This is a genomic window from Vogesella sp. EB (assembly GCF_001037925.1).
In the GTDB taxonomy this organism is placed as follows: domain Bacteria; phylum Pseudomonadota; class Gammaproteobacteria; order Burkholderiales; family Chromobacteriaceae; genus Vogesella; species Vogesella indigofera.
Map to the genome: position 1 here is coordinate 134,018 of NZ_LFDT01000003.1, position 24,787 is coordinate 158,804.

The following is a 24,787-nucleotide window of genomic DNA, read 5'->3' on the forward strand; positions in this document are numbered from 1 at the left end:
AAGAACATGCTGGTCGGTCTGGATATCGGGACCTCGAAGATCGTCGCGATCGTTGCCGAGGTGCTGGAAGAGGGCCAGATCAACATCATCGGCATGGGCCAGGTGCCGTCGCGCGGCTTGAAGCGCGGCATGGTGGTCAACATCGAGTCCACGGTGCAGGCGATCCAGCGCGCGCTGGAAGAGGCCGAGCTGATGGCCGACTGCAAGATCCACCAGGTGTTTACCGGCATCGCCGGCAGCCACATCAAGAGCGTCAATTCGCACGGCATGGTGGCGATCAAGGACCGCGAGGTGACGCCGATGGACATCGAGCGCGTGATCGAAACCGCGCGCGCGGTGACCATTCCGCCGGATCACCAGGTGCTGCACATCCTGACCCAGGAATACAGCATCGACGGCCAGGAAGGCGTGCGCGAGCCGCTGGGTATGAGCGGCGTGCGGCTGGAGGCCAAGGTGCACATCGTCACCGGCGCGGTGTCCGCCGCGCAGAACGTGGCCAAGTGCGTGCGCCGCTGCGGGCTGGAAGTGTCCGACCTGGTGCTGCAGCCGATGGCGTCGGCGATGGCGGTGCTGTCCGAGGACGAGAAGGAACTCGGTGTCTGCCTGATCGACATCGGTGGCGGCACCACCGACATCGCGGTGTACACCAACGGCGCCATCCGCCATACCGCGGTGATCCCGATTGCCGGTGACCAGATCACCAACGACATCGCCATGGCGCTGCGCACCCCGACCAAGGAAGCGGAAGACATCAAGATCCAGCACGGCGTGGCGCTGGTGTCTCTGGCCGATGCCTCGCAGATGATCGAGGTGCCGGGCGTCGGCGAGCGCGGTCCGCGCCAGATGTCGCGCGCCACGCTGGCCGAAGTGATCGAGCCGCGGGTGGAAGAACTGTTCCAGCTGGTGCAGCAGGAGCTGCGCCGCAGCGGTTTCGAGGAAGTGTTGTCGTCCGGCATGGTGATTACCGGCGGCGCCAGCCTGATGCCGGGCATGGTCGAGCTGGCCGAGGAAGTGTTCCACATGCCGGTGCGTATCGGCGTGCCGAAGTATGTCGGCGGTTTGTCGGAGGTGGTGAAGAATCCGCGCTTCTCGACCGGCGTCGGCCTGTTGCAGTACGGCAAGGACCAGATGAATCCGCGCGCCCACCACAAGGTGGACGATGGCGGCGTAGGACAAATGTTTCAAAAAATGAAAGCCTGGTTTGCCGGAAATTTCTGAGCATGACCAGGGTCTCGGGTTCGCTCATCTTTTAACAGGAGAGAAAAAATGAGCATGGTATTCGAAGTAATGCAGGAAACCGCCTCCGAGGCGGTGATCAAGGTGATCGGTGTTGGTGGTGGCGGCTGCAACGCCATCGACAACATGATCGACAATCTGGTGAACGGCGTGGAATTCATCTGCGCCAACACCGATGCCCAGGCGCTGAAGCGCAACAAGGCCGCGCAGAAGCTGCAGCTGGGTAACAACCTGACCCGTGGTCTGGGTGCCGGTGCCAATCCGGAAGTTGGCCGCAGCGCCGCGCTGGAAGACCGCGAACGCATCGCCGAGATGCTGCGCGGCGCCAACATGGTGTTCGTGACCGCCGGCATGGGCGGCGGTACTGGTACTGGCGCCGCACCGGTGGTGGCGGAAGTGGCCAAGGAAATGGGCATCCTCACCGTCGGCGTGGTGACGCGTCCGTTCGACCACGAAGGCAAGCGCATGCGCGTCGCCAACGACGGCATCGAGCTGCTGAAGAAGCACGTCGATTCGCTGATCGTGATCCCGAACGAGAAGCTGATGGACGTGCTGGGTGACGACGTGTCGATGCGCGACGCCTTCCGCGCCGCCGACGACGTGCTCAAGGGCGCCGTGGCCGGGATCTCGGAGGTGATTACCTGCCCGGGCCTGATCAACGTCGACTTTGCCGACGTGCGCGCGGTGATGGGCGAGATGGGTCTGGCGATGATGGGGTCGGCGTTTGCCTCCGGCATCGACCGTGCCCGCGTCGCCGCCGAACAGGCCGTGGCCAGCCCGCTGCTGGACAACATCACGCTGGAAGGTGCCCGTGGCGTACTGGTGAACATCTCCACCGCGCCGGGCTGCCTGAAGATGAGCGAATACCGCGAAATCATGTCCATCATCCGCCAGTACGCCGACGATGATGCGCAGGTGAAGTTCGGTACCGCCGAAGTGGAAGACATGCCGGAAGACACCATCCGCGTGACGCTGATCGCGACCGGCCTCGGCCAGAAGCCGCAGACCAGCCGCGACGAGCGTCCGGAATACATCAAGATCGTGAAGACCGGTACCGACAATATCGCGATGGAAGTGGACTACAACGAGCTGGGCAACACCCCGGCCGTGATGCGTAGCCGCAACCGCCGTGCCACCGGTGCCGCCGACTTCTCCGATCCGTCGGTCAGCGAGTCGTTCGACATTCCGGCCTTCCTGCGCAAGCAGGCGGACTGATAGCGCAGACCTATAGTCGGTATCCGGTCAATCAATAAAGCACTAGCGTGAGCTGTGCTAGAATCGGTGTCACTGTAACGGCTTGAAAGCATGTGATGATTTTGCAGCGCACCTTGAAAAAAGCGATCAGCGCGACCGGCGTAGGCCTGCATTCGGGAGAAAGGGTGAAACTGACCCTGAACCCGGCGGCGCCCGATACCGGCATCGTGTTTCGCCGTACCGACCTGCCCGAGCCGGTCAGTGTCAAAGTGCATCCTTCGCTGGTGAACGATACGCGCCTCTCCTCGACGCTGGTCTCCGAGACCGGCGTGCGTATCGGCACCATCGAACACCTGATGTCCGCTTTTGCAGGGCTGGGCATCGATAACCTGCTGATCGACGTCACCGCGGCGGAGATGCCCATCATGGATGGCTCCGCCGCGCCGTTCATCTTCCTGCTGCAAAGCGCCGGCATCGTCGATCAGGCACAGCCGAAGCGCTTCATCCGCGTCAAGCAGGTGGTCGAGGTGGTGGAAGGCGACAAGTGGGTGCGGCTGGCGCCGCACGACGGCTTCAGTGTCGAGCTGTCGATCGAGTTCAACCATCCGGCATTCAACCGCGCGCCGCAGACGGTGCACATCGATTTCGCCAACCGTTCCTACATCGACGAGATCAGCCGCGCGCGCACTTTCGGCTTCATGCACGAGGTCGAGTACATGCGTAGCCACGGTCTCGGCCGCGGCGGCAACCTCAACAACGCCATCGTGATCGACGACGAGTACGTGCTCAATCCGGAAGGGTTGCGCTTTCCGGACGAGTTCGTGCGCCACAAGATCCTTGACGCCATCGGCGACCTGTACATCGTCGGCCATCCGCTGATCGCAGCCTTCAGCGGCCACAAGTCCGGCCATGCGCTCAACAACAAGCTGCTGCGCGTGCTGCTGGATACGCCGGAGGCGTGGGAGTTCGTCAGCTTCAGCGACGAGCACGACGTACCGTCCAGCTTCCACCGCCTGCCCGACGTGGCCTGAAGGTTGGCCGCATGAAAAAACCGCGCTGCGAGTGATCGCCGCGCGGTTTTGCATTGGGACGGAGCCGTCTTAGCGCGGTGTGCTCATCGCTTCGCCCAGGCGCACCGGCTTGGTCGGCAGCCAGGCCGGGTTGAACGTCATGCTGTGCTGCGGGAACAGCAGCACCACGGTGGAGCCGAGCAGGAAGCGGCCCATTTCCTCGCCCTGCTTGAGGGTGATGTGCTGGCCGGTATAGGACCACTCGGTGACCTCGCTGCGGCGCGGCGGATTGACCACGCCGTGCCAGCTGGTGGCCATGCTGCCGACCACGGTGGCGCCGACCAGGGTCAGCACCATAGTGCCGAACTCAGTGTCGAACACGCATACCACGCGCTCGTTGCGCGCGAACAGGCCGGGCACGCCGCGTGCGGTGGTCGGGTTGACCGAGAACAGCGCGCCGGGCACGTAGATCATGCGCCGCAGCGTGCCGTCGCACGGCATGTGGATGCGGTGGTAGTCGCGCGGGCTGAGGTAGATGGTGGCGAACTGGCCGTCGGCGAACTGTGCCGCCAGGCTGGCGTCGCCGCCGAGCAGCGCGGTGGTGGAGTAGTGGTGGCCCTTGGCCTGGAAGATCTGGTCCTGCGCGATGTGGCCGAACTGGCTGATGGCGCCGTCCACCGGGCAGGTCAGCGCCGCGTCCGCCTGCGGCCGCACGCCGTCGCGCAGCGCGCGGGTGAAGAAGGCATTGAAGGTGTCGTAGCTGGCGATGTCCGGATTGGCGGCTTCCGCCATGTTGACCTGGTAACGGCGCACGAACCAGCGGATCAGCCGCGTGGTGCGCTCGCCGCCACGGGCATTGGCAACCCGGCCGGCAAAGGCGGTCAGCGCCTGCTTGGGCAGCAGGTATTGCGGCAATACGGCAAGACGATCGGACACGATGACACCCTAATTCGAAAAAACAGCGGCAGATTATACCGGTGCCGCTGTCTCTGTCGGGAAAAACCGTGTCGACTGGCCGCCTGTCACTCGGTGAGTGTCAGCTCCGCCGGCTTGCGTTCGCGGCTGATCACCACCACCGCCGCCAGGATCAGCGCGCCGCCGGCCAGCTGCGACAGGGTGACGGCTTCGTGCAGGAACACCGCCGCCAGCAGCACGGTGACTACCGGCTCCACCGTCGATAGCAGCGAGGCCTGGGTGGCGTCGGTTTTTTCCAGTCCGGCCAGGAACAGCGTGATGGCAATTACGGTGGAAATCAGCGCGATCAGCGCAATGGCCAGCACGCCACTGCCGCTCGCCGGCGGCTGCAGCCCCTGCAGGCTGACCACGATGCCATTGCACAGTGCCGCCGACAGCGTCACCACGCAGGCGGCAGCGAGCGGGTGGCCGCGCTCGCGCAGGCGGCTGCCGGCCAGGATGTACAGCGCGTAGATCAGCGCCGCGCCCAGCCCCAGCAGCAGGCCGCGCAGCGAGGTCGACCACTCCAGCCCGATGGTGACCGCCAGCCCCCCCAGCGCCAGCAGCAGCGCCAGCAGGCGGCGCCGGGTCAGCGGCTCGCCGAGCAGGCTGGAGAGCAGGATCACGATCACCGGAAACAGGTACAGCAGCAGCGCCACGGTGCCGGCCGAGGCGTAGTGCAGCGCATTGAAATAACAGGCCGACATGCCGGCGTAGCCGACTGCGCCCATCGCGATCAGCGTCAGCAGGCTACGGCCGCGCGGCCACGGCAGCCGCCGCCACAGCACCCACGGCAGCAACAGCAGCCCGGCCACCAGGAAGCGCAGGAACAGCAGGCTGCCGGTACTGACGCCGTCGGCGTAAGCCTGCTTGGCAAAGATCGCCATCGCGCCAAAGGCTACCGCGGAGAGCAGGATCTGGACGGGGCCGAGCAGGCTGTGGCCGGGCGACAGGGTGGTGGCTGAGGCGGTCATGGCGGCATCCGTTTACTTTTTGCGCGGTCTGGCGTCCGGCTTGTTCAGGTTGGCCAGTAGCGCTTCGGCATTGCGTGGCGCCAGGCCGTCCGGGCACAGGTTCTTCAGCATGGTCTGGCGGAAAGGATCGCCAAAGCTGGCCTTCTGCCATTTGGCCTTGGTCGACTCGATCCAGCGCTTGCCCTCGGGGTCGGCAAAGCCGTAGCTGCGCAGGCTGCGCTCGTTGCAGTGCACGCCTTCACGGCTGATGTTCTCCGCGCCCTTGCTGCTCAGCTGGCGCAGGCTGAAACGGGTGACGCCATCGCTGCCGATCTGGATCGAGCCGGCGTCGATGAACACGCGCTGCTTGACCTCGCCGGGCATCTCGATCTCGCGCCAGTCGAAGCTGGCCGGATAGTCGATCAGCGGCACGCTGGCTTCCTGCCACGGGGCTTCTTCCTCGTACCAGTTCTGCTTGCTGTGGACCGGGCGGTCTTTACCCAGGGCGCCGGCCACGGCAAGGTTGGCCGCAACGGCGATGAGAAGGGCAGGGGCAAGGTATTTCACGATCATGAGTTCCTGTTGGGAGTGAGGCGCATGGTCTGGCGACGGCGACCGCTTTCACGGCCACCCAGTCCCCAGCTGACTTCGGTAAAGCTTAATTCGCTGCGCGCGTTCAGCGTCAGCACCGACGAGGCGCGGGTGCCGTAGTCGCGGCCGTTGATGAACACCGGCGACAGCATCTTTTCCAATGCCAGACCGACGCCGGTATTGGGCAATTGTTCCACCGGTGCCGGGGTCGGGTCGCTCAGCCAGCGCAGGATGTCGTTTTCCGCCGGCGGCCGTGTCTGCTGCTGCAGCTTGGCGCGCAGCTGTTCGCACTTGAACCAGCGGCTGTTCATGTCGGCATTGGACAGCACGTGGATGCCCGGCGGCACGCGGTTGAGCATGCCGCTGCGGCTGTTGAAGTGCAACAGGTTGCGGATCTCGCCGAACAGCAGGTTGAACGGGGCGAACTGGCGGTGCTCGGCCTTGAGCCAGGCGGCGAACTCCAGCGCCGATTCATCGCCGCTGACAAAGCGCTTGACCAGCTCGCCGCGCGAGCGCGCCGCGCTGCGGGCGTGGCCTTCGCGGATGTGGGTGACGGCGGCAAAGCGGCCGCGTACGTCCATCGCCAACCAGCTGCCGCCGGCCTGCAGGTCGCGGCCGCCGAGCACGTCCGGATGTTCCGGGCGCCAGAAATCCAGCGCCGCGGTGGGGCGGGCGTAATACTCGTCACGGTTGGCCGCCACCAGCAGCGGTCCGCAGGCGGCGGTCTGGTAGGCGAGGGCAATCACACACATATAATGGTATTGCGCACTTGGGCAATCTGCCGGCGCACCTTAAAATAGATCGCTTCATTGTAACGTGTAATGGCAGGGGATAGTTTTCATGCAGCCAGATCTTCACCTCGACCTGTCCGGTCTCAATTGTCCGCTGCCGATCCTGCGCGCGAAAAAGGCGCTGGCCGGCCTGACCAGCGGCCAGGTGCTGTCCGCCATCGCCACCGACCCCGGTGCGCCGAAGGATTTCGAGGCCTTTTGCCGCCAGACCGGCAATGCGCTGCTGGAGTCGTCCACCACCGACGACGGCCGCTTCCTGCTGGTGATCCGCCGCAAATAAGACACCACCGGCGTTGCCACGGCGGCGCCCGCTTTTTATTCAAGAAAGGTTTTGCCATGCAACTGACCATTACCCGCCCCGACGACTGGCACCTGCACATCCGTGATGGCGAGGCGCTGGCGGCGGTGCTGCCCGATACCTGTCGCCAGATGGGCCGCGCCATCATCATGCCCAACCTGAAACCGCCGGTGACCACCGTCGAGGCCGCCGCCGCCTACCGCGAGCGCATCCTGGCCGCGCGTCCGGCCGGTAGCCACTTCGAGCCGCTGATGACGCTGTACCTGACCGAAACCACCAGCGCCGACGAAGTACGCAAGGCCAAGGAAAGCGGCTTCGTGCACGGCATCAAGCTGTACCCGGCGGGCGCCACCACCAACTCCGACGCCGGCGTGCGTGACGTGAACAACGCGATGGCGGCGCTGGAAGCGATGGCCGAAGTCGGCATGCCGCTGCTGGTGCACGGCGAAGTCACCGACCCTGCCGTGGACGTGTTCGACCGCGAGGCGGTGTTCATCGACACCGTGTTCGAGCCGCTGATGGCGCGCCTGCCGCAACTGCGCGTGGTGTTCGAGCACATCACCACGCAACAGGCGGCGGAGTACGTCGCCGGCGCTGCGGCCAACGTTGCCGCCACCATCACCGCCCATCACCTGCTGATGAACCGCAATGCGCTGTTTACCGGCGGCATCCGTCCGCACCACTACTGCCTGCCGGTGCTCAAGCGCGAGCGGCACCGCGAAGCGCTGCTTAAGGCGGCGACCAGCGGCAGCGACAAGTTCTTCCTCGGTACCGACAGTGCGCCGCACGCGCGCCACACCAAGGAAAACGCCTGCGGCTGCGCCGGCATGTACACCGCCAATGCGGCCATCGAACTGTACGCCGAAGCGTTCGAGGCCGCCGGCGCGCTGGACAAGCTGGAGGCGTTCGCCAGCTTCAACGGCCCGGCGTTCTACGGCCTGCCACGCAACAGCGACACCATCACCCTGGTGAAGGAAAGCTGGCAGGTGCCGGCGGAAATCGCCTACGGCAACGACACGCTGGTGCCGCTGCGCGCCGGCGAGCATGTGTTTTGGAAATGCCTGGCATGAGTAAGGCTCATGCCTTGGCATAAATGTGGTGTTTCTACTCGAATTCTGTGAAAGAAATGCCACGCTTTTTGCTTGTCGTGGTGGCTAGTTCATGTTTTAGTGCTTGTGGCGCACTTTATGGCTGGGCATAATTGCCTCGCCTTTGCGTATTGTATCCATATCGTGCTGAGGGCCAGCCTGGGGTTGGCCCTCGTCGTTTCAAGGAGAGCAGGAGAATATGAAAAAAACCATGACAATCAGTGTGTTGGCAGCTTCCGTTGCCCTGGGCCTGGGCGTATCCGGCGCCGCGTTTGCCGCCAAGGTACCGGCCGGTACCCCGCTGGCCGCCAAGCAGGAAATCGTGCGCAACAACGGTTCCGAAGCGGAATCGCTGGATCCGGCCATCGCCGAGTCGGTGGGTGCCAACAACCTCGTCCGTGACCTGTTCGAAGGCCTGACCGCCACCGACAACGAAGGCCGTGTCGTGCCGGGTGTGGCCGAGTCCTGGAAGCAGAAAGATCCGACCACCTGGGTATTCACCCTGCGCAAGAACGCGAAATGGTCGGACGGCTCCAGCGTGACCGCTGATGATTTTGTCTATGGTATTCGTCGTTTCCTCGATCCGAAGACCGCTTCCACCTACGCCACCACCTACGGCACCTTCCTGCTCAACGGTGTTGAAGCCGCCGAAGGCAAGAAGCCGGTAAGCGATGTCGGCGTCAAGGCGCTCGACAAGTTCACCCTCGAAATCAAGACCCCGTACCCGGTGGCCTTCCTGCCGGAAGTGGTATCCAACGGCCAGCTGGGCCCGGTACCGAAAGCGGCCATCGACAAGTTCGGCAAGGACTGGGTCAAGCCGGGCAATATGGTCAGCAACGGCGCCTTCGTGCTGAAGGAGTGGCAGGTCAACAGCAAGGTAGTGCTGGCCAAGAACCCTCAGTACTGGGACAACAAGAACGTGCAGCTGACCCGCGTCACCTACCTGCCGATCGAAGACGGTTTTGCCGATGTGAAGATGTTCCTGTCCGGTGAAAACGACTGGGTCTACCAGCTTCCACCAGGCACCTACGAGAAGTACAAGGCCGAGCTGCCGAAAGACATCCGCAACGCGCCGATGCTGGGCCTGCGTTACTACGGTCTGAACCACAAGGACCCGGTGATGAAGGACGTGCGCGTGCGCAAGGCGCTGAACATGGTCATCGACCGTGACATCCTCGCCACCAAGATCACCGCCGACGGCCAGGTACCTGCCTATAGCGCCATCGTGCGCGGCACCAACGGCGCCGATGTGACCAGCTACGACTGGGCCAAGTGGCCGATGGCGCAGCGCGTGGCCGAAGCCAAGAAGCTGCTGGCCGCTGCCGGCGTGAAGCCGGGCAGCAAGGTCAAGTTCAGCTACAACACCAGTGAATACCACAAGAAGATGGCGATCTTCGCCGCTTCGGAATGGAAGACCAAGCTCGGCCTCAACACCGAGCTGGAAAACATGGAATTCAAGGTGCTGCTGAAGAAGCGCCATGACGGCGAATACCAGATCGGCCGCAACGGCTGGGTGGCCGACTACAACGACGCCACCACCTTCCTGACCCTGGTGCAGTGCGGCTCCGAGCAGAACGACAACTTCAACTGCAATCCGAAGGCCGAAGCACTGATCAAGCAGGGCAACCTGGCGCAGAACCCGGCCCAGCGCAAGCAGCTGCTGACCCAGGCCACCAAGCTGATCATGGATGACTACCCGATGATCCCGCTGCTGCAGTACACCGTACCGCGGCTGGTGAAATCCTACGTCGGCGGCTACACCACCAAGAATCCGATGGACCGCTATCGCAGCAAGGACCTGTACATCATCAAGCACTAAGCTGAGTTGATGGCAGTCTGACGGGGCTTGCCCCTGATGTGCGCAGACCGGGTGTGCTCCTGACGGGGCCACCCGGTCTGGTTTGAAGTGATGGCGATTGCTGCACTGCCGCGACCTGCGGTGTTGCTGCCGCTTGCCTACCTGCATTGCTGCAATGCAAAGCGCTATCCGTCCTGGAGTACTCCCATGTGGTCTTACGCTTTACGACGCGTGCTGATGACGATTCCCACGTTGTTGCTCGTCATCACCGTCTGTTACCTGATGCTGCACGCCACCCCCGGTGGCCCGTTTGACACCGAACGCAAGGTTTCCGCGGCGGTGATGGCCAACCTGCAGGCCAAGTACCATCTGGACCTGCCGCTGTGGCAACAATATCTCCTCTACCTCAAGAGCCTGCTGCAAGGCGACCTGGGGGCTTCTTTCCGTTACGCCGACTGGAGCGTCAACGAACTGGTGGGCAATGCGCTGCCGGTATCGCTGGCCATCGGCGGCGGTGCACTGCTGCTGTCGGTGATCATCGGCGTGGCGCTGGGCATCATCGCCGCGCTGCGCCAGAACAGCCTGATCGACTACTTCGTGATGCTGGTCGGCAACCTCGGCAGCGCCTTCCCCTCCTTCGTGATCGGCCCGGTGCTGATCCTGCTGTTCGCCATCTGGCTGAGCGTGCTGCCGGCCGGCGGCTGGAACGACTTCGACCCGCGCTACATGGTGCTGCCCATCGCACTGCTGACCTTTATCAACGTGTCCACCATCGGCCGCGTGATGCGCGGCAGCCTGATCGAGGTGCTGAACAGCAACTTCATCCGCACCGCGCGCGCCAAGGGCCTGCCGCTGCGGACCATCGTGTTCCGCCACGCGCTGAAGCCGGCGCTGATGCCGGTGGTGTCGGTGCTCGGCCCGCTGGCGATCTCGTCGATCACCTCGGCGGTGGTCACCGAGTCGGTATTTTCGCTGCCGGGGCTGGGCAAGCTGATCATCAACGGCGCCTCCAACCGCGACTACACGCTGGTGCTGGGGCTGGTGGTACTGGTGACCGTGTTTGCGGTGATTCTCAATCTGCTGGTTGACCTCGCCTACGCGTATCTCGACCCGAAAATCCGCTACTGAGCGAGGGCTTGCACATGTTGTTCAGAAGTAAACAAAAGGCGGTGGCCGAGGCCATGGCGGCCAACCTGAGCATGGCCGCGGTCGAAGGCCGCAGCCCGTGGGCCGATGCCCGCGAACGTTTCCTGCGTAACAAGGCGGCCGTGGTCAGCCTGATCCTGCTGTCGCTGGTGGTGCTGGCCTGTGTCTTCGGGCCGATGCTGCTGCCGCATAGCTACGAGGACACCGACTGGGATGCGATGGCGATGGCGCCGACCTGGCACAACCTGCACCTGTTCGGCACCGATGATCTGGGCCGCGACCTGCTGGTGCGCACCCTGATCGGCGGCCGCATCTCGCTGATGGTCGGCCTGATGGCCACCATCGCCTCGGTCACCATCGGCATCGTGTGGGGCGCCACCGCCGGCTTCCTCGGCGGCAAGGTCGATACCGTGATGATGCGCATCGTCGACATGATGTACGCGGTGCCCTACCTGCTGATCGCCATCCTGATGGTGACCCTGCTCGGTCGCGAGTTCTACCTGGTGGTGCTGACCATCACCGTGTTCTCGTGGATGGACATGGCGCGCGTGGTGCGCGGCCAGACGCTGTCGGTGAAGTCGAAGGAGTTCGTCGAAGCGGCGCGTGCCATCGGCGTGTCCACCGGCAGCATCATCTTCCGCCACGTGGTGCCCAACCTGCTGGGCATCGTGGTGATCTACACCACGGTGACGGTGCCGGGCGTGATCCTCACCGAATCGGTGCTGTCCTTCCTGGGCCTCGGCGTACAGGAGCCGATGACCAGCTGGGGCGTCCTGATCGAAGACGGCACCGGGGTGATGGAAACCACACCGTGGATGCTGCTGTTCCCTGCGGCCATGCTGTCGCTCACCCTGTACTGCGCCAACTATATCGGCGACGGCATGCGTGACGCGCTGGACCCGAAAGACCGATAAGAGGAGAACAGCATGAGCCTGTTACAAGTAAACAATCTCGGCGTACAGTTCCAGACCCCTGACGGTCTGGTCAGCGCCGTCAACGGTGTCAGCTTCGACCTGCAGGCCGGCCAGACGCTGGGCATCGTCGGCGAATCCGGCTCCGGCAAGAGCCAGAGCGTGCTGGCGATGATGGGCCTGTTGGCCAAGAACGGCAAAGCCAGTGGCGAAGCGCTGTACAACGGCCAGAACCTGCTGACCATGAGCCCGCGCCAGCTGAACGCGATCCGCGGCGACCGCGTGTCGATGATCTTCCAGGACCCGATGACCTCGCTGAACCCCTACCTGACGGTGGAGCGGCAGATGACCGAGGTGCTGGAGCTGCACAAGGGCATGACCCGGCGCGAGGCGAAAAAGCGCGCCATCAGCCTGCTGGAAGCGGTGCGCATTCCCGAGGCGGCCCGCCGCGTCGACATGTACCCGCACGAGTTCTCCGGCGGCATGCGCCAGCGCGTGATGATCGCGATGGCGTTGCTGTGCGAGCCGGAAATCCTGATCGCCGACGAGCCGACCACCGCGCTGGACGTGACGGTGCAGGCACAGATCCTCAGCCTGCTGAAGGACCTGCAGCGCGACTTCGGCACCGCCATCGTGATGATTACCCACGATCTGGGCGTGGTGGCCGGGCTGTGCGAAAAAGTGATGGTGATGTATGGCGGCCGGGTGATGGAATACGGTAGCGCCAACGACATCTTCTACCAGCCGTCGCACCCGTACACCATCGGCCTGCTCGGCGCGCTGCCGCGGCTGGACCACGACGGCAGCGAGCTGGTCAGCATCCCCGGCAATCCGCCGAACATGGCCAACATGCCGAAGGGCTGTCCGTTCTCCGAACGCTGCACCCATGTCAGCGAGCTGTGCATCAGCACGCTGCCGCCACTGGCTGCCTCTGCGGCCAACCCTGCCGTGCTGCGCGCCTGTCACAAGGCACCGCAGGAGCTGAAACCGTCCGTCGAGGTAGTGGCCCATGTCTGACAAGAAACTGATTCTCTCGGTGCGCGACGTCAAGGTGCACTTCAAGGTCAAGGGCGGCAACGACTGGCCGTGGACGCCGAAGAAAACGCTGAAGGCGGTCGACGGCGTCAGCTTCGACCTGTACGAAGGCGAGACGCTGGGCGTGGTCGGCGAGTCCGGCTGCGGCAAGTCGACGCTGGCGCGCTCCATCCTCAACCTGATCCCGGCCACCGCCGGCGAGATCGTGTGGATGGGCAAGGACCTGCGCCAGGGCAGCGAAAAAGACTGGCTGGCGGTGCGCCGCGACATCCAGATGATCTTCCAGGACCCGCTGGCCTCGCTCAACCCGCGCATGACCATCGCCCAGATCATCGGCGAACCGCTGCGCGTGCACCGCCCGGAGCTGTCGTCCGAGGAGGTGATGAAGCGCGTGCGCGCGATGATGGTCAAGGTCGGCCTGCGCGAGCAGATGATCAACCGCTATCCGCACGAGTTCTCCGGCGGCCAGTGCCAGCGCATCGGTATCGCCCGCGCGCTGATCCTGGAGCCGAAGCTGATCATCTGCGACGAGCCGGTGTCGGCGCTGGACGTGTCGATCCAGGCGCAGATCATCAACCTGCTGAAGGAACTGCAGCGCGAGATGGGGCTGGCGCTGATCTTCATCGCCCACGACCTGGCGGTGGTGAAGCACATTTCCGACCGCATCCTGGTGATGTATCTCGGTCGCGAGATGGAGCTGGCGGAGAAGCATGCGCTGTACGACAAACCGTCGCACCCGTATACCCGTGCGCTGCTGTCGGCGATCCCGATCCCGGACCCGAAACTGGAGCGCAGCAAGGTGATCCAGATCCTGCAGGGCGACCTGCCCAGTCCGATCAACCCGCCGTCCGGCTGCGTGTTCCGCACCCGCTGCCCGCTGGCGGAGGCGCAGTGCGCCGGCGAACGTCCGGAATTGCGCCGGTTGAGCGCCGACACCCAGTCGTCCTGCCTGCTGGCCTGACACAAGCTTGGCCGCAAGCCTGCGGCCAACCTTAACATCACCCTGTCGCCGCATCCGCGGTGGCAGGGTTTTTTCATGGGAGATGCGACGGCCGGCCAGCGCTGGCGGCGGCGTTTGCGGGGGCGGCCAGGCCTGTGTCGCACGGTGGCGTGCGCTACGGCGCAAAGCTTGGTGCCATTGTCGTGCCGTGCGGACGGCAAGCCCGTTACGGTGGGGCAGGGCGTGCGAGATGGTCGTGCGCCGCAGGCGGTCTGCAGCGGGCCAGGGTTGGCCGCAAGCTTGCTGCCGCTGGCGATGACCGCCGGCAGCGGTGACGTTGCCGCCGTTCGGCTTGCTCGTGACCGGGCTGTCACGCTCAGGACGGTGACGGACAGGCTGCGGGCGCGCTGCGGCCAACCTCCGGCCGCGTGCGCTGAACGCCGGCACGGCACCATGAAAAACGCCGCCGTGACGGGGTCACGGCGGCGTGGTGGGGGCAGCTACGGCTCAGCTCAGCTGGCCATGGCACTGCTTGTAGCGTTTGCCGCTGCCGCACGGGCAGGCATCGTTGCGACCGACACGCAGGCCCTGTGCCGCCAGCGCGGTGGCGGAGAATGGATTGTCCTCGCCGGAGACTGCCGATGGCAGCTCGTCGTGGTGCAGTTCCATGCCGGCCACTTCGTGCGGGGCGACCGCTTCCATGTCGGCTTCGCTGCGTACCTGTACCGTCATCAGCACGCCGACCACGCTGCGCTTGATGCGGTCCAGCATGCCGGCGAACAGTTCGAACGCCTCGCGCTTGTATTCCTGCTTCGGGTTCTTCTGCGCGTAGCCGCGCAGGTGGATACCCTGGCGCAGGTGGTCCATGGCGGCGAGGTGTTCGCGCCAGTTGTTGTCCAGCATCTGCAGCACCAGACCGTGTTCGAACTGGCGCATCGCCGCTTCGCCGGCCTGGCTGATCTTGTCCTGGTAGGCGGCCGCGGCCAGCTCCAGGATGCGCTGCTTGATGTCGGGAATGTCCAGCGTTGGCTGTTCCTGGATCCACTGCGCCACCGGTGCGGCGAGCTGGAATTCGCTGTCCAGCGCCTTTTCCAGCCCCGGCAGGTCCCACTGTTCTTCCAGCGATTCCGGCGGCATGTGCTGGTCGATGAGATCGGACAACACGTCGTCGCGCATGTTGGCGACGATGGCGGACACGTCCTGGTCTTCCAGGATCTCGTTGCGCTGCTGGTAGATCACCTTGCGCTGGTCGTTGGCGACGTCGTCGTACTCCAGCAGCTGCTTGCGGATGTCGAAGTTGCGGCCTTCCACCTTGCGCTGCGCGTTCTCGATGGAGCGGGTTACCCAGCTGTGCTCGATCGCCTCGCCGTCCGGCATTTTCAGCTTGTCCATGATCATCGCCACGCGGTCGCCGGCGAAGATGCGCAGCAGCGGGTCTTCCAGCGACAGATAGAAGCGGCTGGAGCCGGGATCGCCCTGGCGACCGGCACGGCCACGCAACTGGTTGTCGATACGGCGCGATTCGTGGCGTTCGGTACCGATGATGTGCAGGCCGCCGGCGGCCAGCACCTGTTCGTGGCGCTGTTTCCAGTCGGCGCGGATGGCGTCGATGCGCGCCGCCTTGTCGGCGTCGGACAGGGTGTCGTCGGCTTCCACCGCCTTGATTTCCGGCTCCGGGTTGCCGCCGAGCACGATGTCGGTACCGCGGCCGGCCATGTTGGTGGCGACGGTGATCACGCCGGGACGGCCGGCCTGCACGATGATGTCGGCTTCACGCGCGTGTTCCTTGGCGTTGAGCACGTTGTGTACCAGGCCGGCGTCGCCGAGCAGCTTGGCGACGATTTCCGAGTTTTCGATGCTGGTGGTACCGACCAGCACCGGCTGGCCGCGTTGCTGGCAGTCGCCGATGTCGGCGAGGATGGCTGCGTATTTCTCGCGGCTGGAGCGGTAGATCTTGTCCTGGCTGTCGATACGCACCATCGGACGGTTGGTCGGGATCACCACCGTTTCCAGGCCGTAGATGCTCTGGAATTCGAAGGCTTCGGTGTCGGCGGTGCCGGTCATGCCGGACAGTTTGCCGTACAGGCGGAAGTAGTTCTGGAAGGTGATCGACGCCAGCGTCTGGTTCTCGCGGTTGATCTGCACGCCTTCCTTGGCTTCCACCGCCTGGTGCAGGCCGTCGGACCAGCGGCGGCCGGACATCAGGCGACCGGTGAATTCGTCGACGATGATCACCTCGCCGTCCTGCACCACGTAGTGCTGGTCGCGCATGAACAGTGCGTGCGCCTTCAGCGCGGCGCCCAGGTGATGCATCAGCGAGATGTTGGCCGCCGAGTACAGGCTGTCGCCGTCCTGCAGCAGGCCCATCTCGGCCATGATCTGTTCCGCGCGCTCGTGGCCGGCTTCGGACAGCAGCACGCTGTGTGCTTTTTCGTCGACCCAGTAGTCGCCTTCGCCGTCTTCGGTTTCCTGCTTCTGCAGGCGCGGCGGTACCTGGTTGATCAGCTGGTACATGGCGACGTTGTCGTCGGCCGGACCGGAGATGATCAGCGGCGTGCGCGCCTCGTCGATCAGGATGGAGTCCACTTCGTCGACCACGGCGAAGTTCAGCTTGCGCTGCACCTTCTCGCCCAGCGAGAACACCATGTTGTCGCGCAGGTAGTCGAAGCCGAATTCGTTGTTGGTGCCGTAGGTGATGTCGCTGCCGTAGGCGGCCTTCTTGGCGTCGTGCGCCATCTGGCTGAGGTTGACGCCGACCGACAGGCCGAGGAAGTTGTACAGCTTGGCCATGATGCCGGCGTCGCGGCTGGCCAGGTAGTCGTTGACGGTGATCACGTGCACGCCGTTGCCGGACAGCGCATTGAGGTACACCGGCAGGGTGCCGACCAGGGTCTTGCCCTCGCCGGTACGCATCTCGGCGATCTTGCCCTGGTGCAGCACCATGCCGCCGATCAGCTGCACGTCGAAGTGGCGCATGTTCAGCACGCGGCGGGAGGCTTCGCGGCAGACGGCGAACGCCTCCGGTAGCAGCGCGTCCAGCGTTTCGCCCTTGGCATGACGCTCCCGGAATTCGGTGGTCTTGGCCGCCAGCGCTGCGTCGGACAGCGCGGTCATGGTGCTTTCCATGGCGTTGATGCGCGCCACAACCTGTCGGTATTCCTTCAGCAGGCGTTCGTTGCGGCTGCCGAATACTTTCTTAAGGAGCGTCGAAATCATTGTCTGAACATCCAGCGGCCAGCGGGCCGAAAAAAATGGCTTAAAGTGTAGCACACGAATAAGCGGCATAGATGGGGCCGATTCTGCGCGGAATCAAGATGCATGGCGATGAATTGCCGGCCGGCTGGCCGCCGTTGCGGCCAACCTTGTACCCGCTGCGTGGCGGCGCGGATGGCACGGCAGGCAGGGCGGTTTAGCGCTAAACTGCGGCTATCCCTTTGCCCGACTTCATCATGAGCAGCCTGCACCTCACCGCCTTCAGCCGCCGCGACAAGCAGCTGGCCGACCTGACCGCCGCCGCCCACGCCATCCTGGCGCTGGATCGCGCGTTCAAGCGCCTGCTGCCGGGGCAACTTGGCCAGTTCTGCCAGGTGGCCTGCGTGCGCGACGGCGAACTGGTGGTCTATGCCCACAACAGCACCGTGGCCGCGCGGCTGAAACTGCTCGGCAACAGCCTGCTGGCGCCGCTGCAACGCCAGGGCCACCCGCTGCGCAGCCTGCGCGTCAAGGTGCTGCCGACACCGCCCAAGCTGCGCAAGCCGAAATCCTTTGCCCTGTCCGAGGCCGGCGTCAGCGCCTTCGACGACGCCGCGCGCCAGATCCGCAACCCGGTGGTGCGCGAGGCGATGCTGGCACTGCTGGCCCACCACAAGCCGCGCTGAGTACGTGTCCACGATCACGCGCGCTCACGCGGGACAAGGCGAAAACGGCCGGGGACGCGGCGTTTATCCAGATATGAACAAGCCTTCCGAAGGCGTTTTTAACGCGGCATCGCCTCATTTGAGATGGAGTCGCGGCAGACCGTGAACAGGTTCTGACGGCGTGCCGGGCACAGAATGTACCAGCGGGTGTGGTATTCCTGAGCGATTGCCGTGCCGCCACGGCTGGCAAGCTGGCGGTGGCCGGTGCCGCCGTTTATGCTGCGGTGCAGATGCCGACAGAGCATCGTCAACTGGACACTGCCTAGATCATGACAACCCTCACCAGCCACCCGTTACGACGGGTGCTCAATGACGAAGCCCATGCTCGTCCCCCGATCGCCATTCCGTCGCCGGCGCGGCTCTCCACGCTGACCCTGCTGTTCGACGACGACGACAGCGCGCAGCGCGCCGCCTTCATCGAGCTGTTCCGCCGCCTCGGCCTGCCGCTGCCCGATCCGCGCGGTGCGCACCATACCGGCATCGCCGGCGACCTTACCGTGCGCTGGGCGCTGCATACCGAATTCGTGCGCTACACCTTTGTCTTGTCCGGCGATTGCGTCGACCCGTTCGAGCGCACCGCGCTGGACCGGCTGCCGAAGGACTGGCTGGCCAGCCTGCCCGGCGAGCTGATGGTGGCGATCCATGCCGTGCTGCTGCCGGCGTCGCAGGAGGCGCCGGCCAGCGAGATCTCGCAGCGCTGGTTCGGCGGCCACGACCTGATCGGCGCCGAGATCGGCGACAACAACGGCGTCGCCTACACCGACCTGCGCCTGCACCCGGACGCACGGCTGACCGAAGGCTTCAGCCGCTACGTGGTGATCGACCGCGACATGGGGCCGTCGCAGTCCGGCCGCATGCTGCAGCGCCTGTTCGAGATCGAGACCTACCGCCTGCTGGCGCTGCTGGCGCTGCCGGAGGCGAAGCGGCAGGCACCGGAATTGAGCCGCCTCGGTACCCAGCTGCGCAGCGTCACCCAGCGTATGGCGGAGCAGAGCGACACCGACGCCTTGCTGCTGGACGAGCTGACCGATCTGGCGGCGCAGGGCGAACAGCTGATCGCCGAAAGCCAGTACCGCTTCGCCGCCGCGCGCGCCTACTACAAGCTGGTGGAGCGGCGCATCACCGAACTGCGCGAAAGCCGGCTGCCGGGGCTGCAGCCGTTCCGCGAATTCATGGAGCGGCGGCTGGTGCCGGCGATGGAGACCTGTGACACCGCGGCCAAGCGCCAGGAGCGGCTGATGGCGCGGCTGCAGCGCAGCACCGCCTTGCTGCGCACGCGGGTGGAGGTGATGCACGAGGCGCAGAACCGCGCGCTGCTGGCGAGCATGAACAAGCGCGCCGCACTGCAGCTGCGGCTGCAGGAGACGGTGGAAGGGCTGTCGGTCGGCGTGCTGACCTACTACGCCATCGGCCTGCTGTCCTATCTGTTCAAGGCCGGCAAGGCGCTGGGCGCGCCGATCAATGCCGAGCTGGCCACCGGGCTGTCGGTGCCGCTGGTGGCGCTGGCGGTGTGGTGGGGCATGCGGCGGCTGAAGCGCACCGTGCTGCACTGAGCATCTCTGCGGCCACGGATTGCAGCAGGGGCGATGGCATTAGAAAGGGCTGCGGCATGGCGGTTTCCATCAGGTAAACACCGCTTGCCCAGCTGTTGGCGCCTGCCCTCGCGTGAACGCGCCAGATCGTGGACTTGTTCTGGGCGCCAAGGTTGGCCGCAATGCAAACCGGCCCGACAGCATGCTGTCGGGCCGGTTTGTTATCGGGCGCTGCGTGATCAGAACGCGACGCTGACCCCGGCGTAGGCACCATCGGCGATGCTGCGGTCACGCTGGCTGTCGTTGCGCTTCACTTCGAACACGCGGTAGCCGGCCTCGACGCCGACCAGCTTCAGCGGGCTCCAGCGCAGGCCGACCATGCTGTCGCTGACCGACTTCACGCTGCCGCTGGCGGCCGACGACGGCGCGTAGAAGCCCTGCGCGAACAGCTCGGTGCTGGCTGGCAGGTCGATGGTCAGGCGGCCGCCGACCATGGCGGCGCTGGCGTAGCCGTCCGATTCCAGATAGGCGAGCTTGCCGCCCAGGTCCAGGCGCAACAGCGCCGGTACCGGCAGGCCGAACAGCACGCCGACGGCGCTGGCCTGCGGCTTGTCGCCCTGCGGCGTGGCCTTGCGCGCCACGATGTGGTCGATGCTGATGCCGGGGCCGAGGCCGGTCGGCATGCGGGTGAGGAAGTCGTAGTCACTGCCGCGGGCGAGGGTGGTGTCGCCGGCAACGGCGGACAGCGGCAGGCAGGCGGCCAGCGCCAGCAGGACAGGTTTCAGCATGATGTTCTCCGGAAAAAGGGGGGCGATGTTACGCCTGTCCGGCGCCGGCTTCCAGCTCGGCGACGCGTTGCAGCAGGCTGGCGACGGTCTGTTCCAGCGCGCTGACCCGTTCGGCGAGACTGTCGTCGCTGGCGCTCGCCGTGGCAGGGGCGGCGGCCACGGCCACCGGATGCAGGGTGTGCACCCAGCGCGCCTCGCGTTCGCCCGGCTGGCGTGGCAGCTTCAGTACCAGTGGCGGGTACTTGTCGGCCAGCGCATTCAGCGCGGTATCGACCTCCTCGACGCTGCCGAAGCTGTACAGGCGTCCGGCGCGGGTGCGCAGCTCGGCCGCGGTCTGCGCGCCACGCAGCATCAGCAGCGCCAGTGCGGCCAACCTTGCGCCGTCAATGTTCCACGCGTAGTTGAGGCGGTGTTCGTACTTGGCGACGCGGCTGCCGGCCGGCAGCCGTTCGTTGACCAGTTTGGCGGCGAGCAGGCTGTCCAGCGTGGCGCTGAGATCGGCCTCGCTCAGTTGCAGCACCGGCTCGCGGCTGGTCAGCTGGTTGCAGGCGGCCAGCAGCGCGTTGAGGGTCAGCGGATAGCTGTCCGGGGTCAGCGCCTGTTTCTCGATCAGTGCGCCGAGGACGCGTACCGCGTGCGGTTCCAGTGTCAGGGTGTCCATTTTGTTCTCCTTGTGGCCATGGTTGCGGCCATCATCGCATCTTATGGTGGCACTGCGGCAGTCTTGACAGCCCGCGGCGCATTGCGCACCCTTGCCGCCCGATTGCCTGTTTGTGGAGTGCGCCTGATGCAACGTGTTGATTTGTTACTGGTCGAGCTGGGTCTGGCGCCATCGCGCACCGCGGCGCAGGCGCTGATTGCCGCCGGGCGGGTCAGTGTCGACGACGGCGGCCAGTTGCGCGACATCGGCAAGGCCAGCCAGAAGCTGCCGGCCGACAGCCGCTTCGTGATCGTGCCGGACGAGGCCGACCGCTACGTGTCGCGCGGCGGGCTGAAGATGGCCGGCGCGCTGGCGCAGGCCGGCTTGCAGATCGACGGCTGGACGGCGCTGGATGTCGGCCAGTCCACCGGCGGTTTTTCCGATTGCCTGCTGCAGGCCGGTGCACGGCGGGTGGTGGGGGTCGATGTCGGCCATGACCAGCTGGCGCCAAGGTTGGCCGCCGATCCGCGCATCGTCGCCTTCGAGGGTATCAACGCCCGCGCGCTGGACTACGCGGGGCTGCTGGCCGCCAATGACGGTGCGCCGTTCGACCTGATGGTGTGCGACGTGTCGTTCATCTCGCTGGCGCTGGTGTACCCGTCGGCGCTGCCGCTGATCCGGCCGAGCGGCTACCTGCTGAGCCTGGTCAAGCCGCAGTTCGAGGTTGGCCGCGAAGGGCTGGGTCATGGCGGTATCGTGCGCGACGCGCAGCTGTACGCCGGGGTGGAGCAGAAGATCAGCGCGCTGGTGGCCGAGCTGGGCTTCCAGCGCTTGGGCTGGTTCGACAGCCCGATCAAGGGCGGCGACGGCAACCGCGAGTTCTTCATCTTCGCGCAGCGCCACGCCTCTGCCTGAGCGCGTGCCCACGCTCTCGCGAACTCACGCGAGACAAGGCGCAAACGGCCGAGCAAGCGGCGTTTACCTTGCGGTCAACTTGCATGCCGCCGCCGTTTTCAACGCCGGATCGCCCCGTTGCGACCCGCCGCAGGCAATGGTGAACCGGTACTGAACCCTCAGCCTATGCTCGGCAGCGGGTTGTCGTCGTCTTCCGGATTGCGCACCACCAGCAGCGGCAGCGTGGTCTTGCGCATGATTTCCTCGGCAAAGCTGCCCATCAGCAGGTGACGCCAGCCACGGTGGCCGTGGGTGCCGATCACCAGCAGGTCGCTGGCGACCTGGGTGGCGCAGTCGACCAGCGCCTGCGTCATGCTGCTGCCACCTTCCGGCGCCTCCAGCAGGAAGCAGTCCGGCTGGGCCACCCCCATCTTCTGCGCGTAGTCGGCGGCCTCGTCGAGGATGGCCTGGCCGCGACCGCGGGCCTCCGCCTGCAGTGCGCCGCTGTCGAGCAAGCCGACGCTTTCGATGGCGAAATCGTGCAGCGACACCACATGCACCAGGGACAGGCGGGCCTTGCTGGCGGCGGCAAGACGAACCGCCTCGATCAGGGCCGGGCGGGCGTTATGGCTGCCGTCGAGGGCAACCGTCAGATGCTGGTACATGCACTTCTCCTTTGCGGGTGAGGGAGTTCGGATCCAGGCGGCAGTGTAACGCGCCGTTCATGTCATTGGAATGGCTGGCGCGGCGACTGGGCGGTGCTGGCAAGGCCGGCCCTCATGCCATTTATAGGTGTTTTCACGGATAGGTTCGCCAGCGATTGCAGACTAGAATCCTGTCATTATTACAGGAGGATATGCCGTGTTCGCTTGGTTCGCTCTCTCTGCATTATTGGTGTTTGCTGCCCTGTACTGGTTGTTCTTCGTCAAGCCGGCGCAGCAGCGCGCCAGCGCCAAAGCCGCCGCCCGTGTCGATACGGCGCGTCGGGCGGTGTACGCACAGACGCAGCCACTGCAGCACGATGTCCACCTTACCGGCCCGGCCTACGGTGCGTTGCTGCGGCTGGCGCGCGGCGACCGGCAGAAGGTCGAATTCTGGATCATCGAAGTGCAGCGCCAGATGCCGGGCCATACGCGCAGCGACGCCATCGCGTTGCTGGCCGAGCGCACCGCGGTGCCTCAGGCCGCCACGGCGTAAGCATCATTCCGTTTTGATCCGCACAGGCCACGGCATTGCCGTGGCCTGTGCCGTTTTGGGCCGGCTTCAGGCCAGTACCGACAGGTAGCGGCGCTCCCACGGCGTGATCTCGCCGTGAAAATGCTGCAACTCCACTTCCTTCACCGCGGCATAGGCCAGGCTGAATGCCTCGCCGAACAGGCGGCTGACGCTGTCGGCGCCCTGCATCGCCGCCAGCGCCGCGTCCAGCGTGTTGGGCAGCAGCTCGCTGTCCGCCTGCTTGAACACGTTGCCCTGCGCCGGTGCGCTCGGCTGCAGGCTGTCCTCGATGCCGAGCAGGCCGGCGCCGAGGCTGGCCGCCAGCGACAGGTAGGGGTTGGCGTCGCAGCCGGGCAGGCGGTTTTCCACCCGCCGCGCCTCCGGGCCGCCCTGCGGGATGCGCAGCCCGACCGAGCGGTTGTCCAGCCCCCACGACACGTTGACCGGCGCTGCCAGCCCCTTGACGAAGCGGCGGTAGGAATTGGGACTCGGGCAGAACAGCGGCATCAGCTTGGGCAGGTGCGTCTGCAGGCCGCCGATGAAGTGGTGGAACAGCGCGCTCTCATGGCCATGGTGGTCGCTGAACACGTTGCTGCCGTCGCGGTCGACCAGGCTCTGGTGCAGGTGCATCGAGCTGCCCGGCTGGCCGGCCAGCGGCTTGGCCATGCACACCACATTGAGGCCGTGGCGGTTGCCGGTTTCCTTGAGCAGGGTCTTGAACAAAAAGGTCTGGTCGGCCAGCGCCAGCGCGTCGCCGTGCTTGAGATTGATCTCGAACTGGCTGGGGCCCATCTCGTGTACCCAGGTATCGGTGGCGATGCCGAGCAGCTCGCAGCCGCGGTAGACGTCGTCGAAGAACGCCTCCAGATCGTTGAGGGTGGTGAAGCTGAACGAGTCGAAGCCGACCTCGCGCCGGCCGCTGCGCAGCGGCGGTGCCTGGAACGGCTGCGCCGGATCAGGGTTGGCCGCAAAGATGTAGAACTCCAGCTCCGGCGCCACCACCGGCTGCAGCCCGCGCGCGGCGTAGCCGGCCAGCACCCGCTTCAGTGCCGAGCGCGGCGCGAACGGGGTCAGCGCGCCGTCCAGATCGACACAGTCGCACAGCACCAGCGCGCGCGGCGTCGCGGCCCACGGCACCGGGCGTAGCGTGGCCATGTCCGGGCGCAGCGTGGCGTCGGGGTCGTTTTCGCCGTAGAAGCGGTAGTCGGGGAATTCGCCGACACAGCTCTGGATCGCCACCGCGCGCGCGATGCGCAGCGTCTGGCCACTGATAAAGGCCTCGCGCGGCAGCGTCTTGCCGCGGGCAAAACCGCTTACATCGGCAAAGCACAGCTCCACGTCACGACAGCCGCGCTCGCGCAGCCACTGGCTCTGTTCGGTATTGGGTACGACTGGGTACATGCACGACTCCTGAACGGGATGGCGGGGCGCAAGCGCGGTGCCAACGGGCCAGACGATTATGCCTGTGCGGTAATGTAGGGCAAGTATTTTGTTCCGCATGGCGGGACATTGTTTCAAAAAATGGAAATAAACTGCGCATTGCTGCCAAAAACGGGGTTTGTCCTGCCGGCTTGTCCACAGCCCCCTGTTTTCACTGTAGCACTGTGACGGACAGGGGCCACGCTCGCCCGCGCCGGCCTGCCGCTGTCGGCAAGTGCTTGTCGGCAAAGCGGTTCTTGGCGCGTGACGGGCGGTTTTTGCGCGTGATCATCGCCACCGGCCACACCATTGCGCGGCGTGGCCAGTATTGTGCACAGCTTATCCACAGCCGGCTGTGGAAGAGTGGCGCAGTCGGCAGCGGCACGCGCGGCAAGAACTGGCGGACAAGACAATGCGCCGCGGGCAGGACTGCCGGC

23 protein-coding genes are annotated in these 24,787 nt (G+C 65.3%); 14 read left to right on the top strand and 9 right to left on the bottom strand.

The features are described from left to right. Positions 1–6 precede the first annotated feature (6 nt). The 3 genes from ftsA to lpxC all read left to right on the top strand — a co-directional run bounded on the left by ftsA (position 7) and on the right by lpxC (position 3,461). Positions 7–1,218, top strand: a complete 1,212-nt coding sequence (gene ftsA, locus ACG97_RS03450) for a cell division protein FtsA (protein WP_202902695.1) — start codon at positions 7–9, stop codon at positions 1,216–1,218. A gap of 48 nt (positions 1,219–1,266) precedes the next feature. Continuing rightward, positions 1,267–2,451, top strand: a complete 1,185-nt coding sequence (ftsZ, locus tag ACG97_RS03455; protein WP_047965934.1) for a cell division protein FtsZ — start codon at positions 1,267–1,269, stop codon at positions 2,449–2,451. A 98-nt stretch (positions 2,452–2,549) separates the two neighbouring features. Further along, on the top strand, positions 2,550–3,461 hold the full coding sequence (lpxC, locus tag ACG97_RS03460; RefSeq protein ID WP_047965966.1) for a UDP-3-O-acyl-N-acetylglucosamine deacetylase: 912 nt from the start codon (positions 2,550–2,552) through the stop codon (positions 3,459–3,461). A gap of 69 nt (positions 3,462–3,530) precedes the next feature. On the opposite strand, the gene asd is transcribed toward lpxC, so the two are convergent. The 4 genes from asd to ACG97_RS03480 all read right to left on the bottom strand — a co-directional run bounded on the left by asd (position 3,531) and on the right by ACG97_RS03480 (position 6,690). Further along, the gene (gene asd / locus ACG97_RS03465) at positions 3,531–4,376 is read right to left on the bottom strand and encodes an archaetidylserine decarboxylase (RefSeq protein ID WP_047965935.1); all 846 of its coding nucleotides are present in this window, start codon (positions 4,374–4,376) and stop codon (positions 3,531–3,533) included. 86 nt (positions 4,377–4,462) lie between these two features. After that, complete coding sequence (locus ACG97_RS03470; protein WP_047965936.1) at positions 4,463–5,368, bottom strand: DMT family transporter; 906 nt, start codon at positions 5,366–5,368, stop codon at positions 4,463–4,465. Positions 5,369–5,380: 12 nt separating this feature from the next. Beyond that, positions 5,381–5,914, bottom strand: coding sequence for a CNP1-like family protein (locus ACG97_RS03475; protein WP_162198996.1), 534 nt, complete (start codon positions 5,912–5,914; stop codon positions 5,381–5,383). A 2-nt stretch (positions 5,915–5,916) separates the two neighbouring features. Continuing rightward, positions 5,917–6,690 (bottom strand): NRDE family protein, encoded by a 774-nt coding sequence (locus tag ACG97_RS03480; protein WP_047965938.1) that lies wholly within the window; start codon positions 6,688–6,690, stop codon positions 5,917–5,919. Positions 6,691–6,778: 88 nt separating this feature from the next. Between ACG97_RS03480 and ACG97_RS03485 the strand changes: the two genes are divergently transcribed. From ACG97_RS03485 to oppF, 7 genes are all read left to right on the top strand, one after another. After that, the gene (locus ACG97_RS03485; protein WP_047965939.1) at positions 6,779–7,009 is read left to right on the top strand and encodes a sulfurtransferase TusA family protein; all 231 of its coding nucleotides are present in this window, start codon (positions 6,779–6,781) and stop codon (positions 7,007–7,009) included. A 56-nt stretch (positions 7,010–7,065) separates the two neighbouring features. Beyond that, a complete protein-coding gene (pyrC, locus tag ACG97_RS03490; RefSeq protein WP_047965940.1) occupies positions 7,066–8,097 on the top strand; it encodes a dihydroorotase in 1,032 nt (343 codons plus the stop codon). A gap of 229 nt (positions 8,098–8,326) precedes the next feature. Then, a complete protein-coding gene (locus tag ACG97_RS03495) occupies positions 8,327–9,934 on the top strand; it encodes a peptide ABC transporter substrate-binding protein (protein WP_047965967.1) in 1,608 nt (535 codons plus the stop codon). Between the two features lie 186 nt (positions 9,935–10,120). Continuing rightward, the gene (gene oppB / locus ACG97_RS03500; RefSeq protein ID WP_047965941.1) at positions 10,121–11,041 is read left to right on the top strand and encodes an oligopeptide ABC transporter permease OppB; all 921 of its coding nucleotides are present in this window, start codon (positions 10,121–10,123) and stop codon (positions 11,039–11,041) included. A gap of 14 nt (positions 11,042–11,055) precedes the next feature. After that, positions 11,056–11,973, top strand: coding sequence for an ABC transporter permease (locus ACG97_RS03505; protein ID WP_082133630.1), 918 nt, complete (start codon positions 11,056–11,058; stop codon positions 11,971–11,973). A 12-nt stretch (positions 11,974–11,985) separates the two neighbouring features. Continuing rightward, complete coding sequence (locus tag ACG97_RS03510; protein ID WP_047965942.1) at positions 11,986–12,987, top strand: oligopeptide/dipeptide ABC transporter ATP-binding protein; 1,002 nt, start codon at positions 11,986–11,988, stop codon at positions 12,985–12,987. Continuing rightward, the gene (gene oppF, locus ACG97_RS03515; protein WP_047965943.1) at positions 12,980–13,966 is read left to right on the top strand and encodes a murein tripeptide/oligopeptide ABC transporter ATP binding protein OppF; all 987 of its coding nucleotides are present in this window, start codon (positions 12,980–12,982) and stop codon (positions 13,964–13,966) included. The genes ACG97_RS03510 and oppF overlap by 8 nt, the downstream gene beginning before the upstream one ends. 486 nt (positions 13,967–14,452) lie before the next feature. Here the strand turns inward: oppF and secA are convergent, their stop codons facing one another. After that, positions 14,453–17,161, bottom strand: coding sequence for a preprotein translocase subunit SecA (gene secA, locus ACG97_RS03520; protein ID WP_047965944.1), 2,709 nt, complete (start codon positions 17,159–17,161; stop codon positions 14,453–14,455). Positions 17,162–17,394: 233 nt separating this feature from the next. On the opposite strand from secA, the gene ACG97_RS03525 reads away from it, so the two are divergent. Both ACG97_RS03525 and ACG97_RS03530 read left to right on the top strand, forming a co-directional pair. After that, the gene (locus ACG97_RS03525) at positions 17,395–17,823 is read left to right on the top strand and encodes a DciA family protein (RefSeq protein ID WP_047965945.1); all 429 of its coding nucleotides are present in this window, start codon (positions 17,395–17,397) and stop codon (positions 17,821–17,823) included. 308 nt (positions 17,824–18,131) lie between these two features. After that, a complete protein-coding gene (locus ACG97_RS03530; RefSeq protein WP_047965946.1) occupies positions 18,132–19,415 on the top strand; it encodes a DUF3422 family protein in 1,284 nt (427 codons plus the stop codon). 218 nt (positions 19,416–19,633) lie between these two features. Here ACG97_RS03530 and ACG97_RS03535 read toward each other — a convergent pair whose 3' ends face one another. Both ACG97_RS03535 and ACG97_RS03540 read right to left on the bottom strand, forming a co-directional pair. After that, a complete protein-coding gene (locus tag ACG97_RS03535) occupies positions 19,634–20,182 on the bottom strand; it encodes a YfaZ family outer membrane protein (protein WP_047965947.1) in 549 nt (182 codons plus the stop codon). Between the two features lie 28 nt (positions 20,183–20,210). Further along, positions 20,211–20,843, bottom strand: coding sequence for a YceH family protein (locus ACG97_RS03540; protein ID WP_047965948.1), 633 nt, complete (start codon positions 20,841–20,843; stop codon positions 20,211–20,213). A gap of 126 nt (positions 20,844–20,969) precedes the next feature. Here ACG97_RS03540 and ACG97_RS03545 point away from each other — a divergent pair, with 126 nt between their 5' ends. Next, positions 20,970–21,737, top strand: coding sequence for a TlyA family RNA methyltransferase (locus ACG97_RS03545; protein ID WP_047965949.1), 768 nt, complete (start codon positions 20,970–20,972; stop codon positions 21,735–21,737). A 158-nt stretch (positions 21,738–21,895) separates the two neighbouring features. Here ACG97_RS03545 and ACG97_RS03550 read toward each other — a convergent pair whose 3' ends face one another. Then, positions 21,896–22,381, bottom strand: a complete 486-nt coding sequence (locus ACG97_RS03550) for a universal stress protein (RefSeq protein WP_047965950.1) — start codon at positions 22,379–22,381, stop codon at positions 21,896–21,898. 196 nt (positions 22,382–22,577) lie between these two features. Between ACG97_RS03550 and ACG97_RS03555 the strand changes: the two genes are divergently transcribed. Further along, positions 22,578–22,913 carry a hypothetical protein gene (locus tag ACG97_RS03555; RefSeq protein ID WP_156167915.1) on the top strand — a complete coding sequence of 112 codons (336 nt, stop codon included), beginning with the start codon at positions 22,578–22,580 and terminating at the stop codon, positions 22,911–22,913. 66 nt (positions 22,914–22,979) lie between these two features. Here ACG97_RS03555 and ACG97_RS03560 read toward each other — a convergent pair whose 3' ends face one another. Then, on the bottom strand, positions 22,980–24,332 hold the full coding sequence (locus ACG97_RS03560) for a glutamine synthetase family protein (RefSeq protein WP_047965952.1): 1,353 nt from the start codon (positions 24,330–24,332) through the stop codon (positions 22,980–22,982). Between the last annotated feature and the right edge of the window lie 455 nt (positions 24,333–24,787).